Below are 13,222 nucleotides of genomic sequence, written 5' to 3'. Positions count from 1 at the left end.
CTGGGTCTGATCCGAAACCTTTGCCCTCACCCTAACCCTCTCCCAGAGGGAGAGGGGACTGACCGGGGATGCTCGCAAAATACGCCGACCTGAACGTTCTGTTGTGAATCCATAATCGACTCAATTTTTCAGGTCGATGTATGACAGCAGACACCTCGGTCGGCTCCCTCTCCTGGGGGAGAGGGCTGGGCGGGCGGCGTTCCGATGAGGGGGCCTTTGATCAGCTACGCAAATGAGTCAGCGGCAGTTCCGTGCTGTTCAAAACCTGATTCAGCACAAAACTCGAGCGCACACTGGTCACGCCTTCAATCCGGGTCAGGTGTCCCAGCAATAGCTTCTGATAGTGATCCATATCCGGCACTACCACTTTCAACTGATAGTCAGCATCCACCCCCGTCACCAGGCTGCACTCCAGCACCTGCGGCAACGTGCGAATCGCCGCTTCGAAATTCTCGAAACGCTCCGGCGTATGCCGGTCCATGCCGATCAGCACATACGCGGTCAGGCTCAGCCCGAGCATCTTGCGATCGAGCAATGCGACCTGGCGTGAGATGTAGCCGTCGTCTTCCAGTTGCTTGACCCGGCGCGAGCACGGGGAGGGCGACAGACCGATGCGCTCGGCCAGCTCCTGGTTGGAGATGCGGGCGTCGCGCTGCAATTCCGCCAAAATACTCAGGTCGTAACGGTCGAGTTTGCTCATCAATCTGTCCTTGGTTGTAACTATTGCGGCAGATTATCTATCCAGGGTTAAAAATTGCGCAAGTGGTGTTTATTTCAGCAATCTTCGCAATCCTCTGTCGCCGTCTCAGGCCTATTCTTATCACCAGAATCACTGCTCGGTAACACAGTCCACAGCGGCCCGCCCTATCAGGCCCGCCGCGGCCGCCACCCCCACCGGGGTTGTGCCGGCCCCCGAGCTGCACACTGTCCAGAAGACGGCGTGAGGTGAGCCGACGTCAAAAGCGTCGAGCCAGGACGAAGTTCTCTAAAGGGAGGCCGACGGGTCTCCCTTTTTTCTTGCCTGCGATTTCATGCCGGACGCTCAGTAAATAAGTTGCGTGACTGATAACCTGTTGCAGAACCCGGTGTGTGTATTCCCGGTCTTAGTGACAAGCCCTCTTACATTTACAGGCCCCGCAGTGAGAAAAAGCATGAATTCGCGCATCTGGCGTCTTGCCGGTGTTGGTTTGCTGTGTGTGAGTGTCAGTGCGCAAGCGCTTGCCGATGAACCGCAGAATCGCGGGCCGGAGGGCGGTGGCCATGGCCAGGACCATCAGGGCAATAATCAGGGCCATGGCGGCAACAATCAGCCGCGTCCGCAGAATAATCAGCCACAGCAGAATCAGCCGCGCCCGCAGAACAACGAGATCATTCGTGGCGACAACAGTCGCCAGTTCGAGCACAACGGCCAGCAGCACAACAACAATGGCCAGTGGCAAAACCACGACCAGAACCGTCCGGCGTACAACCCCAACCCGGTGCGCCAGCCGCCACCACCGCCACAACTGCCGGCCAACAGCCTGCCGATCCAGCCACGGCCCGATACCGTGCGCCAGACCCAGGAACCGCGACAGGGTTACTACCGCGACGAGCGCCCGCAAAACGGTTATCACAATCAGCAATGGCAGACCGGTAACCGACCCAATGACAATCGCTGGCCGGGCCGTCCGGATGGTCATGGCAATGGCTGGGGGCCTGGTCCGCAATATCGACCGGGGCATGTGATCGACCGTTTCCCGGATCGTGACTACCGCGTGCCGTATCGCGGTCAGGATTACTTCTACTCCGCAGGCTACTGGTATCGCCCGCAAGGCCCGCGCTACATCGTTGTGCAGCCGCCACGCGGGATTCGCATTCAGTATTTGCCCGATTACGCCCGTGAAGTGTGGATCGGCGGTTCGCTATTGTTCCTCGCCGCCGGTGCCTACTACGCGTATCAGGAGGCGACCCAGGATTATGTAGTCGTCGAGCCGCCGGTTCAGCCGCAACCGCAGCCGCAATCCCAAGGCTATGACGTCGAAGCCTATCCGGCCAACGGCCAGTCGCCGGAGCAGGTGCAGCAGGATGGATACCAGTGCTATCAGTACGCCGTGCAGCAAAGCGGTTTCGACCCGCGCACCGCGACGTATCAACCGGCACCCGAAGTGGTGCAGGCCTACCGCCAGGCTCAAGGGAATTGCCTGAGCAGTCGCGGTTATCAGGTCAGTTACTGAAGCCGGGTTTGCGCCCGTTCTGACTTGACCACTTCCTGCGGGTCGGCGTGCACCAGCACTTCGGCTCGCGGGTAGGCCTTGTGAATCGCATCGGCGGCTTGATCGCTGATGCCGTGGGCCACTGACAGGGTCAATTCCCCCGGCAATTCCAGGTGCAACTGCACGAACCAGTGGTTGCCGGAGATCCGCGTGCGCAAGTCATGCGCGCCCAACACCCCCGGCACGCTGCAGGCCAGTTCGAGCATGTGCTGACTGACGTCGGTTGGCAGTTCTTCATCCATTAGCACCGAAAAACTTTCCCGGGCGATCTGGATCGCACTCCACAGGATATAGGCGGCAATGCCGAGGCCGAACCAGGCATCCAGTTGATGCCAGCCGAACCCGGCCAACACCAGCGCCACCAGAATACTGCCGTTGAGTAACAGGTCGGATCGGTAATGCAGTGAGTCGGCACGCACGGCGTTGGAACCGGTCTGCTTGATCACTCGATGCTGCAGCACCAGCAAGGCCACCGTCAGCAGCAATGAGAAAATGATCACGCCAATGCTGATCCACGGTGCGCCGAGCGGTTCCGGATGCTGGATGCGTTCATAGGCTTGAAACGCGATCAATACCGCGCTGCCGCCAATGAACAGCGCCTGCGCCATCCCTGCCAGCGACTCCGCCTTGCCGTGACCATAACGATGATCGTCATCGGCCGGGCGCAGCGCGTAATGCACGGCCAGCAGATTGAGCAGCGAAGCGATGCCATCCAGCGCCGAGTCGGTAAGGCCGGCGAGCATGCTCACCGAGCCGCTGAGCCACCAGGCGATGGCTTTGGCGATGATCAGCGTGCACGCCACCGCTACCGAGGCGCGGGTCGCCAGCCTGAGCAGGCGGGCGTGTTCGGGGCTGGATGTCATTGAACGTCCTTTTTAAGCGGCGGGTTGCAGGCCGAACATCGCCAGTTGTTGAGTGCTGCCCTTGTGTTGAATCAGGCGCGGATCATCCAGTGGGAAATCTCGGCCCAACTCGCTTTCGAGAATAGCCTGCAACTTGTGATTATCGACCTGACCGTCCGGGCCGATGGCTTGCTTGAGTTTGGCCGGGTCGATCTGTGCAGTGTGGCCCGGTTCGAAATAGATCGCACCGGTGGCGAAGTCGACGGCAAACGCGATCAGGCCGGGGATGATGTAGAACAGCAGGCCCACGGCGTCGAGCACGGCAATCGCCGGGTCGATCTTGCCGTCGATCTGCCCGCGCCGGTCCGGGTAGAAAATCGAACCGCACGCGGTGATTTGCGTGAGCAGGGTGGCGACCAGTACACCGCCGATCAGGCGAAAAGGTAAGCGCATGGGGAAATCTCCTGATTCATCTAAGAACGAAGCGTAGTCGTGTGAAGTTAAGACCCTGACGAACGCCTAGCAGTTCGCCGTTATACTCGGGCCTGGCAGGGCATGCCCACAGTAAATTGCGGCCTCGTCTCACCCCTACCGAAATACGTTGAGGATTGAAGTTGTTTTCTCCAGATCGACACCGCGTGAAGGCTAATGAATCCTATCGGGGTTCGGCCCTACGGGCTAAAGCTGTGAGCGCGCCGTGCTGCGTTGCGGGACTTGGCAAGGAAACGACCCTTACCTGCGTCCCGCGCCTTGCCTGGCACGCTCACAACTTTAACGCGACTCGCAATTTACTGTGGGCACGCCCTGGGGAGCCAGCATGATTTCTTTGCCAATCGATGATGTTTTACCCGCCCTGCGTGAAGCCCTTGCGACACGCCACGAAGCCGTGCTCGAAGCACCGCCGGGCGCCGGTAAAACCACCCGCGTGCCTTTGGCCTTGCTCAATGAAGCGTGGCTGGCCGGGCAGACCATTCTGATGCTTGAACCGCGCCGTCTCGCCGCGCGTGCAGCAGCGGAGCGTTTGGCCAGCGAGTTGGGCGAGAAGGTCGGGGAAACCGTCGGTTATCGCATTCGTCTCGATAGCAAGGTCGGCCCCAATACGCGTATCGAAGTGGTCACCGAAGGCATTCTCACCCGCCGTTTGCAGGATGATCCGGCGCTGGAAGGCGTGGGCCTGCTGATCTTCGACGAATTTCACGAACGCAGCCTCGACGCCGATCTGGCGCTGGCCTTAAGTCTGAACGGTCGCGAGCTGTTCCGGGCTGAACAGCCGCTGAAGATTTTGCTGATGTCGGCCACGCTGGAAGGCGAGCGTCTGGCCGGGTTGCTGGATGACGCGCCGATCCTGCGCAGCGAAGGCCGCATGTACCCGGTGATGATGCGCTGGGGCCGGCCGTATCAGCCCGGCGAGTACATCGATCAGCGCGTTACGCAAACCGTGCTCGAAGCGTTGCATGACGAAACCGGCAGCCTGTTGGTGTTCCTGCCGGGGCAGGCGGAAATCCGTCGCGTCCATCAACAACTGGCCGACGCCATCGATGAGCGCAGTGATGTTTTGCTGTGCCCATTGCACGGCGAACTGGACCTCAACGCCCAGCGTGCCGCCATCGACCCGGCGCCGACCGGCCAGCGCAAAGTGGTGCTGGCAACCAATATTGCCGAAACCAGTTTGACCATCAACGGCGTGCGCGTAGTCATTGATGCCGGGCTGGCGCGAGTGCCGCGTTTCGACCCCGGCAGCGGCATGACCCGCCTCGATACTCAGCGGATTTCCAAGGCCAGCGCCACCCAGCGTGCGGGCCGCGCCGGGCGATTGGAGCCGGGCGTTTGCTATCGCTTGTGGTCGCAGGATCAGCACGAACAACTGGCCGCGTATGGCAGTGCGGAAATTCTTTCGGCGGATCTCGCCAGCCTGGCGCTGCAATTGGGGCGCTGGGGTGTCACGCCGGGTGAACTGGTCTGGCTGGATGTTCCGCCAGCGGCGGCTTATGCACAGGCGCAGGATTTGCTGCAACGGCTCGGTGCGCTGGAAGGGGAAACGCTGACCACTCACGGTCGGGCCATGGCTGAGTTGCCGGCGCATCCGCGCATCGGGCATTTGCTCCTGCGCGGTCAGGCGCTGGGGCTGGCGAACATGGCCTGCGATGTCGCCGCGCTGCTGGGCGAGCGCGATATCTTGCGCGGTGCCGGGGCGGATTTGCACAGTCGATTGGTCCTGCTATCCGGCGAAGAACGCGCTGCTCGCGGTGCGCAGGGTGGTGTGCAGCGCGCCCGGCAACTGGCGCGGCAATATCGCGGTTATCTGCGCGGCAAGGCGAGCGAGCCGGTCAGCGATCCCGATCATCCGCGCTGGCTCGGCGCCTTGCTGGCGCTGGCCTACCCGGACCGCGTCGCGCAACAGCGGCGTGCCGGTGGCGCCGAATATCGTCTGGCCAACGGTCGCGCGGCGCTGTTCGCCGAAGCCGACAGCCTGATGAAAGAGCCGTGGATCGTCATCGCCGATCTCGGCAGCCGTCAGGGCCAGCGCGAAGAACGCATTTATCTGGCGGCGGATTTCGATCCGGCGCTGTTCGATTCAGTGCTTGGCGAACAGGTGCGCAACGTTGATCAACTCGACTGGGACGAGCGCGAAGGTGTGCTGCGCGCCGAGCGCCAGCGCAAGGTCGGCGAGCTGATTCTCAGCCGTGAACCGTTGACCGGCCTTGATGAAAATGCGCGCAGTCAGGCGCTGGTCAATCTGGTGCGGCGCAAGGGGCTGGAGCTGTTGCCGTGGACGCCGGAATTGCGTCAGTGGCAGGCGCGGGTGGCGTTGTTGCGCCAGTTGGAATTGAACCATCAGGACGACAGTCAGTGGCCGGATGTCAGCGATGCGACATTACTGAACACCCTCGAAGACTGGCTGATGCCGTATCTGGGCAAGGTCTCGCGGCTCAGTCATTTTGCCAACCTCGACCTGTCGAGCATTGTGCGTAACTTGCTGCCATGGCCGCTGCCGCAGAAGCTCGATGAGCTGGCGCCACATCATCTGAGCGTGCCGTCGGGGTCGTCGATTCGTCTGGACTACAGCGAGTTTCCACCGATTCTCGCGGTGCGTTTGCAGGAGTTGTTCGGGCTCGCCGATACCCCGCGCATTGCCGGCGGGCGGCAGGTGGTCAAGTTGCATCTGTTGTCGCCAGCAAGGCGACCGGTGCAGGTGACGCAGGATCTGGCCAACTTCTGGCGCAGCACCTATGCCGAGGTGAAAAAGGATTTGAAGGGTCGCTATCCGAAGCATTATTGGCCGGATGATCCGCTGGTGGCCGAAGCCACGGCGCGGGCCAAACCGCGCGGCACCTGAAGAGTAAAAAATCGCAGCCTGCGCAGCTCCCACAGGGTTTCGTGGTGGGGCTGCCTGCGATGTCATTTCATGAACGCGAAAAGACCGTTTTGACCCACCCCTGCAAGGTGTACTTCTGGTAGATGTGCTCAGGCACATCGACATACGGATCAGTAATGAACCGTTCCGGAATCACCGGGTTGGCCTCATCGATCACCAGAATGTTCGCTGGGTTGTAAAAGTCATAGTCGACCACGCTCTTGTTGGTGGTGATGACTTTTTTCCGTGAGGCCATGGCTTCGAAGAACCGGAAACTCAATCCCGCCTGACCGGGCTTGGCAATGTCGAGAATGATCCGTGAGCGCTTGACCAGCTCCCCTACCGACTCCAGCGACATTCTTTGCTCGAAAAAGGTGATGCCCGGATGCGCCCCCTGAACCGGTTTGGACTGAACCAGAAACTTGTAATCGGTCAGCCCGAGGCGATCGAATTCCTCGGCCAGACCGGCAAGTGCCGGCACCCGATCCTTGCCCGCCATCACCACAAACGCCGAGTACTCACCGGGCTCACCGTCCGCGATGTAGTCGTCGTAAATGAAGTTGTAGAGTTTTTTCAGCCCGTAGCTTTCGGCATTTTCCGGGTCGAAGGAAAACACCTCGTCATAACCGGTAAGGGCTTCGCGAGTCATCGGCCAACGACTGAAGCTGTCGTAGAGGTAGGCGATCTTGTGGTCGGAGACCTTGAGTCCGGCGGCCAACTGGTTTGCATCGATCTGGGCCGGGTTGATGATGAGTGCCACATCGAAACGTCCATGCGCAGCGATGGCTTTGTTGAACAGGCGTATCTGCGCCCAGCGTCTCAGTGGGCGGCGCAGGATTTTCGGCGCTTGATCAAAGCTGTTCTGCATCGATGACGTATCGATGAAACACACGTCGTTGTCGATCATCAGATAGTCCGCCAGTTTGCGCGCGTAACCACCAATGTCCTTGCACACCAATAAGATTTTCATGGGATTCCATATCGTCAATTCGGGCGACGGGGCGATGATCCTCGGCCCAGCCTATGGCGCCGCCGGCAGCAGGAAGCGCRCAATCACCGGCAGGTGATCGGAGATGCGCAACGTGTCGTCCTGGCGCACCCTCGCTTCGACCCGCTTGATCTTCGGGCTGTAAAACAGATAGTCGACCGTGCGATCCGGGCCATTCAGGCCGGGGTCGTTGGGGTAGTGGGTCAGCCAGTGCGCACGGTCGATGCCGCTGGCTTCGTTGTTGGTCGGGATCATCGGGTACTTGTCCCACAGCAGATGCAGTTCGCTGTCGGCGGAGTAGGGCGTGCGCTGTTTGGCAGGCAGGCGGCGGTACTGGCCGAGCGGCAACAGATTGAAATCGCCGCCGATCAGCCACGGCAGGCCTTGGCTCTCATACTTATCGAGCACTTTGGCTACGGCGGTCAATTGTGCCAGCGCGGTGTCACCCGGTTGGCTGGAGCGTTCAAGGTGGGTGTTGAATACGGTCAGTTGCCCGCCGTCACTCAGGGGCAGTTTGGTCGCGAGCAGGGCGTCTTTCGGCTGGAACTGGCGGTTGATGAAGTTGGCGGCAGCGACCGGCAATTGCAGGCGTTCGGCGTGTTCGATGCGGTAGCGACTCAGGGTCGCCAGTTGCCGGCCGACGCTGCCGTAAATGTGCGGGTCGGGGACGAATTCGGCCTTCCAGTCGAACGCACTGGCGCTGCACGGATACAGATCGGCGACCCGTTCCTGCAACAGTTTGAGCTGATCCTGATAATCACTGGCCTTGGCGCCGTCATCGAGCTCCTGCAACAGCACCAGATCGGGCTGCTCGTCGCGGATCACTCGCGCCACTTCGTCGAGGCTGAAGGCCATGTCTTCCAGCGTCGGCGCTTCATCATCGCCCTGAGCCAGATCATTCCAGAACACGTAGCGTTTGCCGGCCAGGTATTGCACGTTCCAGGTCATGACTTTCAGCGCCTGCCCGGGCACCAGCGTCGGCGTTGTGGCGGTGCAACTGACCGGCAAGGTTTCGCGGGCGTCGGGGCGCCAGGTCAGGCTGAACAGCAGCCCGCCGATCAGGATGATGGCGAGCACGACAAGCAACAGGGTGTAGCGCAGTAGACGGGTCATGGCTCGGCTTATAGCGTTACAGAAAGTGGCCCCGAGCATACCTGACGGTCGTCTCGAAGCCCAAGCGCAGTGCGCTCAGATGGCTCTGTCGCGTTTGTCAGGCAATTCGCTGATCAGCATGAACAGCCGAAACAGCACCACGCTGGTGAACAGTTGCAGGAAGCTGTGAGCGCTGTCGATCAGAATGGCGATCACAGGATTCTGCGGCTCGGGGTACACCGCCAGTGTCGCGCCTTTGAGCAACCACAGCGGCGTCATCACGCAGAGAATGCACAGCAGGATCCGCCAGAAATGTCCGCGGGTCAGGCGCAGGCTTTCCTTCATCGCCTGCAAAGGCCCCATACCACGCAGTACCAGCAGGTATTCGCCGAACGCGAGCATCACCATCAGCATCAGGCCCGGCAGGAAATACAGCGACAGGCCCAGCAGAATCAGCAAGGTATTGAGCGCCGTGAGCAACGCGAAGCGCGGCCAAAGGGTGGCGGCCATCGCCAGCAGATCGCGGTTGCGCGGCGCCTCGCCACGGCTGCGCGCATCGAGAAAGAGGATCAGTGCGGCGGTGTACAGCGGATACACCAACAGACCAACGACGATGCTGATCGCCGAGATGTTATCCGGCCCGCTGGCGTGATCGACCACTTGTTGCAGGAATGCTTCGAAAATCACCAGCGGCAGGCACAACCGCACGATGCTGCCCAAATGGCGTTTGAAAAAATACAGAGAGTCGCGCAGCACTTCGAGGGCATTCATCAGTCGGTATCGCAGGTCGAAAACAGTGGCTCACTTTAACCGATGATGGCTGGCGCGACACAAACGTAAACATTCGGTAAAGGTCATTGAAACGTTTTGTCACCGTCTCCATTACAGGAGAGCACCTCGGCCAACGTGGACGAGGGCAATGTTATCCCCGGCAATCTACGAGGTCGCCATGAACAGCGAAGAGCAAACCCTGATCGATGGACTGTTTTCCCGGCTGCAACAGGCCGAAACGGAGGCAGCCCCGCGCGACGCCCAGGCCGAGGCGCGGATCAAGGAACACCTGACCCGCCAGCCGGCGGCAGGTTATTTCATGACCCAGGCGATTCTGGTGCAAGAGGCAGCGCTCAAGAGCCTCGACGAGCAGAACAAGCAACTGACTCAGCAAGTCCAGCAGTTGCAGGCCGAGTTGCAAGCGGCCAAGGCGCAGAGTGCCGCACCGGCGCCGAGCGGCGGCGGTGGTTTCCTGTCGAGCATTTTTGGTGGCAGCCCGCGTCCGGCGCCGACCCAGAGCGCCCCAGCCTCGACTGGCGGCTGGCGCGAACCGGCAGCGCAACAGAATTACGCGGCCCCCGCGCCACAACAGAACTTCGGCGCAGCGCCGCCTAACTATGCGCAGCAAGCCGCTCCGGCGGCCGGCAGCAGCTTCCTCGGCGGTGCCTTGAAAACCGCCGCCGGTGTGGCCGGTGGCGTGATGCTGGCGCAGGGCATCAGCAGCCTGTTCCATCACAACCAGCAGCCGGAAGAAATCGTTGAAGTGATCAAGGAAGAGCCGGCGCAGGTCGCCGACCAGAGCAATAACGGTTGGGGCGATGACCCGCGTGTGGCCGATAACGGCTTCTCTGGCAATGACCAGGGCGGCTTCACCGACACCGACTACGGCAACGACAACTCATCGTTCTTCGATGACGACGATTCCTTCGTCTGATTCACCATTCGTCCGGAGCCCCTGAGGGCTCCGGGCCGATTATTCGCGGAACCCTCCTGATGGCTGGCATACTGAGCGCCTTTTTCGGGCCTGGCGCCTGATCCCGCTTCGTGCGCTTGCGCGCCCACAGGAACTCCGGTGAAAAAAATCGCAGTGTTCGCCGACGTGCAGAACCTCTACTACACCGTGCGTCAGGCTTATGGTTGTCACTTCAACTACGCCGCATTGTGGGCCGACATCAGCAAGGACGGGCAGATCGTCGAGGCCTACGCCTATGCGATCGACCGTGGCGACAGCAAGCAGCAGCAGTTCCAGCAGATCCTGCGCAACCTCGGTTTCACCGTGAAGCTCAAGCCCTACATCCAGCGCAGCGACGGCTCGGCCAAGGGCGACTGGGACGTGGGCATCACCCTCGACATCATGGACGCCGCCGACCACGTCGACGAAATCGTCCTGGCTTCCGGTGACGGCGATTTCGACATGCTGCTCGAACGCATCATCAACAAGCACGGCGTGCAAGCGGTCGCCTATGGCGTGCCCGGCCTGACCGCCAACTCGCTGATCCGCGCCGCCAGCCGTTATGTGCCGATCGAAGGCGCACTGTTGTTGAAGAATTGAGCTGTTACTGAAGAATTGATTTGTACGGAGTTGAACCCGGTTTGGAACGCATTGCAGTCATCGACTTTGAAACCACTGGCCTGTCGCCGAACAGCAACTGCCGCGCCACGGAAATCGCTGTGGTCATGCTGGAAAACGGCCGCATCGTCGAGCGTTACCAGAGCCTGATGAACTCCGGCGTGCGAGTCCCCGCGTTCATCGAACAACTGACCGGCATCAGCAACGCCATGTTGCGCACCGCGCCCTCGGCCGAGCAGGTGATGAACGAGGTCAATGAGTTTGTCGGTTGCACGCCGCTGGTCGCGCACAACGCCTCGTTCGACCAGAAGTTCTGGGACTTTGAACTGGGGCGGATCAAGCGCACGCGGTTGCAGAACTTTGCCTGCTCGCTGCTGCTGGCACGGCGGCTGATGCCGGCCGCGCCTAATCATAAGTTGGGTACGCTGACCACGTTTGCGCGCCTGCCGCACACGGGGCAGGCTCACCGGGCCATGGCCGATGCCGAGATGGCGGCCAATCTGATGGCGCATTTGGCGGATGAGTTGCGGCACAAGCACGGCGTCAGCGAGCTATCGCACGACCTGCTGTGCAAACTGCAAAAAGTCCCGGCCGCGAAAGTCAGCGAACACCTGCAGCGCTACCGCTGATCCCAAGCCCAACACAGAACCCCTGTGGGAGCGAGCTTGCTCGCGAATGCGGTGTGTCATTCAACTTCAATGTGACTGATCTACCGCTTTCGCGAGCAAGCTCGCTCCCACATGGGGCATCATCGTCCTCAGGATTTGCCGTTGCCTTCGATCTGGCCTAACGGCACGCGCTTTTCGATCGCGCTCGACAACACAATCGAGGTCTTGCTGAAGCCAAACTTCGCCACCCGATTGATCAACGCCTCCAGCTCCGTCATCGACCCCACCGCAGCCTTCATCATCACGCACGGATCGCCCGTCACTCGGAAGCACTCGGTCAACTGTGGGATTTTCACCAGTTCGTCGTAGACCTTCTGGCTGCCGTTCTGGTGCAGGCGCAATTCGATCATGCACTGGATTGGCAGACCGATTTTCGACAGATCGATTTTCGCCTCATATCCCGTAATTACCCCGGACGCTTCAAGCTTGGCCACGCGCTCGGCGACGGCGGGGGCGGAGAGGTTCACCTTGCGCGCCAGATCGGCGTAGGACGCACGGCCGTTTTCCAGCAGGGCGCTGAGCAGCATGCGGTCGTATTTGTCCAAGGCCGGACTCCTGAAAATGCCAGACTTTCGAAATCCCGGTTTATTCCGATGATCTCCGTTCTTTCAAAAGTGTACCGGCCCTATAAACAGGTTTTGTAACTTATTTTTGCTCGTCAGCCTTTCTAGAATAATCCATCCCCTGACTCTGACTTTCGAGCTGCCCATGCCTGCCTTGCGCCGTTTTTCCTTGCCGCTGATCGCCGCGTTTTTTGCGTTGTATGTGATTTGGGGATCGACCTATCTGGTGATCCGCATCGGCGTCGAATACTGGCCGCCGCTGATGCTCGGCGGGGTGCGCTTCGTGATCGCCGGCAGCCTGATGTACGCCTTCCTGCGCTGGCGCGGGGCGCCGGCGCCGACCTGGGCGCAGTGGAAGGCGGCGGGGATCATCGGGATTTTGCTGCTCAGTTTCGGTAATGGCGCGGTGAGCGTGGCCGAGCACACGGGCGTGGCTTCCGGTGTTGCAGCATTGGCGGTGGCGACGGTGCCGTTGTTCACGTTGCTCTGTGGTTATTTCTGGGGAGCGCGCAATACCCGCTTGGAGTGGGCCGGGGTGGCGTTGGGGATTGTTGGTATTGCCATGCTCAACATGGGCTCGAACCTGCAATCGAGTCCGCTGGGCGCAGCATTGCTGATTTTCGCGGCGGCAACCTGGGCGTTCGGTTCGGTGTGGAGCAGACATTTGCCGTTGCCACAGGGCGCGATGGCCAGCGCGGTGGAAATGCTGGTCGGCGGTGTGGTGCTGCTGATCGGCAGCGCCGTCAGTGGCGAGCGTCTGCAAGCAATGCCGCCAGTTGAAGGCTGGCTGGCGCTGGCGTACCTGATCTTCTTTGGATCGATCATCGCCTTCAACTCTTATATGTATTTGCTCAAGCACGTGCGTCCAGCGGCGGCGACCAGTTATGCCTACGTCAACCCGGCGGTCGCGGTGTTGCTGGGGATTGTGTTTGTCGGCGAGACCATCGGCATCGAAGAAGCGCTGGCGATGCTGGTGATCATCAGCGCGGTGGTGTTGATCGGACTGCCGCAGTGGCGCCGTCCGGCACAGCCGCCAGTCGTGGCGCCGACAGCCGTTCCCACAGAAACGCGTACGAATTAGGGTAAACTGCGCGGCATTGCATGCCTGCGTTATTTTTTCC

General features: G+C 60.7%; 13 protein-coding genes. 6 read left to right on the top strand and 7 right to left on the bottom strand.

Annotation, left to right across the window (positions count from 1 at the left end):
* Positions 1-220 precede the first annotated feature (220 nt).
* Positions 221-700 carry an Lrp/AsnC family transcriptional regulator gene (locus AC1DVF_RS08095; protein ID WP_007909658.1) on the bottom strand — a complete coding sequence of 160 codons (480 nt, stop codon included), beginning with the start codon at positions 698-700 and terminating at the stop codon, positions 221-223.
* 451 nt (positions 701-1,151) lie between these two features.
* Between AC1DVF_RS08095 and AC1DVF_RS08090 the strand changes: the two genes are divergently transcribed.
* Positions 1,152-2,213 carry a DUF6515 family protein gene (locus tag AC1DVF_RS08090; RefSeq protein ID WP_477782296.1) on the top strand — a complete coding sequence of 354 codons (1,062 nt, stop codon included), beginning with the start codon at positions 1,152-1,154 and terminating at the stop codon, positions 2,211-2,213.
* Here the strand turns inward: AC1DVF_RS08090 and AC1DVF_RS08085 are convergent.
* Together AC1DVF_RS08085 and AC1DVF_RS08080 are read right to left on the bottom strand one after the other, a co-directional pair.
* The gene (locus AC1DVF_RS08085) at positions 2,207-3,115 is read right to left on the bottom strand and encodes a cation diffusion facilitator family transporter (RefSeq protein ID WP_093434645.1); all 909 of its coding nucleotides are present in this window, start codon (positions 3,113-3,115) and stop codon (positions 2,207-2,209) included. The genes AC1DVF_RS08090 and AC1DVF_RS08085 overlap by 7 nt on opposite strands.
* A 12-nt stretch (positions 3,116-3,127) precedes the next feature.
* On the bottom strand, positions 3,128-3,547 hold the full coding sequence (locus tag AC1DVF_RS08080) for a hypothetical protein (RefSeq protein WP_016986146.1): 420 nt from the start codon (positions 3,545-3,547) through the stop codon (positions 3,128-3,130).
* A 364-nt stretch (positions 3,548-3,911) separates the two neighbouring features.
* On the opposite strand from AC1DVF_RS08080, the gene hrpB reads away from it, so the two are divergent.
* A complete protein-coding gene (gene hrpB / locus AC1DVF_RS08075; protein WP_477782295.1) occupies positions 3,912-6,431 on the top strand; it encodes an ATP-dependent helicase HrpB in 2,520 nt (839 codons plus the stop codon).
* Positions 6,432-6,498: 67 nt separating this feature from the next.
* Here hrpB and AC1DVF_RS08070 read toward each other — a convergent pair whose 3' ends face one another.
* The 3 genes from AC1DVF_RS08070 to AC1DVF_RS08060 all read right to left on the bottom strand — a co-directional run bounded on the left by AC1DVF_RS08070 (position 6,499) and on the right by AC1DVF_RS08060 (position 9,300).
* Complete coding sequence (locus AC1DVF_RS08070; protein ID WP_116255893.1) at positions 6,499-7,419, bottom strand: WaaS/CpsH family glycosyltransferase; 921 nt, start codon at positions 7,417-7,419, stop codon at positions 6,499-6,501.
* Positions 7,420-7,470: 51 nt separating this feature from the next.
* Positions 7,471-8,550 (bottom strand): endonuclease/exonuclease/phosphatase family protein, encoded by a 1,080-nt coding sequence (locus AC1DVF_RS08065; protein WP_477782294.1) that lies wholly within the window; start codon positions 8,548-8,550, stop codon positions 7,471-7,473.
* A 75-nt stretch (positions 8,551-8,625) separates the two neighbouring features.
* A complete protein-coding gene (locus AC1DVF_RS08060; RefSeq protein WP_093434664.1) occupies positions 8,626-9,300 on the bottom strand; it encodes a YciC family protein in 675 nt (224 codons plus the stop codon).
* 178 nt (positions 9,301-9,478) lie between these two features.
* Between AC1DVF_RS08060 and AC1DVF_RS08055 the strand changes: the two genes are divergently transcribed.
* The 3 genes from AC1DVF_RS08055 (at position 9,479) to AC1DVF_RS08045 (ending at position 11,499) form a co-directional block, all read left to right on the top strand.
* Positions 9,479-10,234 carry a DUF2076 domain-containing protein gene (locus AC1DVF_RS08055; RefSeq protein WP_477782322.1) on the top strand — a complete coding sequence of 252 codons (756 nt, stop codon included), beginning with the start codon at positions 9,479-9,481 and terminating at the stop codon, positions 10,232-10,234.
* A 138-nt stretch (positions 10,235-10,372) separates the two neighbouring features.
* Entirely contained in the window at positions 10,373-10,852 is a 480-nt protein-coding gene (locus AC1DVF_RS08050) for a LabA-like NYN domain-containing protein (protein WP_003228475.1), read from the top strand.
* Positions 10,853-10,893: 41 nt separating this feature from the next.
* Positions 10,894-11,499, top strand: coding sequence for a 3'-5' exonuclease (locus tag AC1DVF_RS08045; protein WP_477782293.1), 606 nt, complete (start codon positions 10,894-10,896; stop codon positions 11,497-11,499).
* A gap of 128 nt (positions 11,500-11,627) precedes the next feature.
* Here the strand turns inward: AC1DVF_RS08045 and AC1DVF_RS08040 are convergent, their stop codons facing one another.
* The gene (locus AC1DVF_RS08040; protein WP_460089036.1) at positions 11,628-12,083 is read right to left on the bottom strand and encodes an Lrp/AsnC family transcriptional regulator; all 456 of its coding nucleotides are present in this window, start codon (positions 12,081-12,083) and stop codon (positions 11,628-11,630) included.
* A 163-nt stretch (positions 12,084-12,246) separates the two neighbouring features.
* Between AC1DVF_RS08040 and yedA the strand changes: the two genes are divergently transcribed.
* Positions 12,247-13,182, top strand: a complete 936-nt coding sequence (yedA, locus tag AC1DVF_RS08035) for a drug/metabolite exporter YedA (RefSeq protein WP_093434674.1) — start codon at positions 12,247-12,249, stop codon at positions 13,180-13,182.
* Positions 13,183-13,222: the final 40 nt, after the last annotated feature.

This window comes from Pseudomonas sp. P4_D7 (assembly GCF_056401755.1).
Note: the sequence above shows the minus strand (reverse complement) of the source record. Positions and strands in the feature narration are given on the sequence as shown.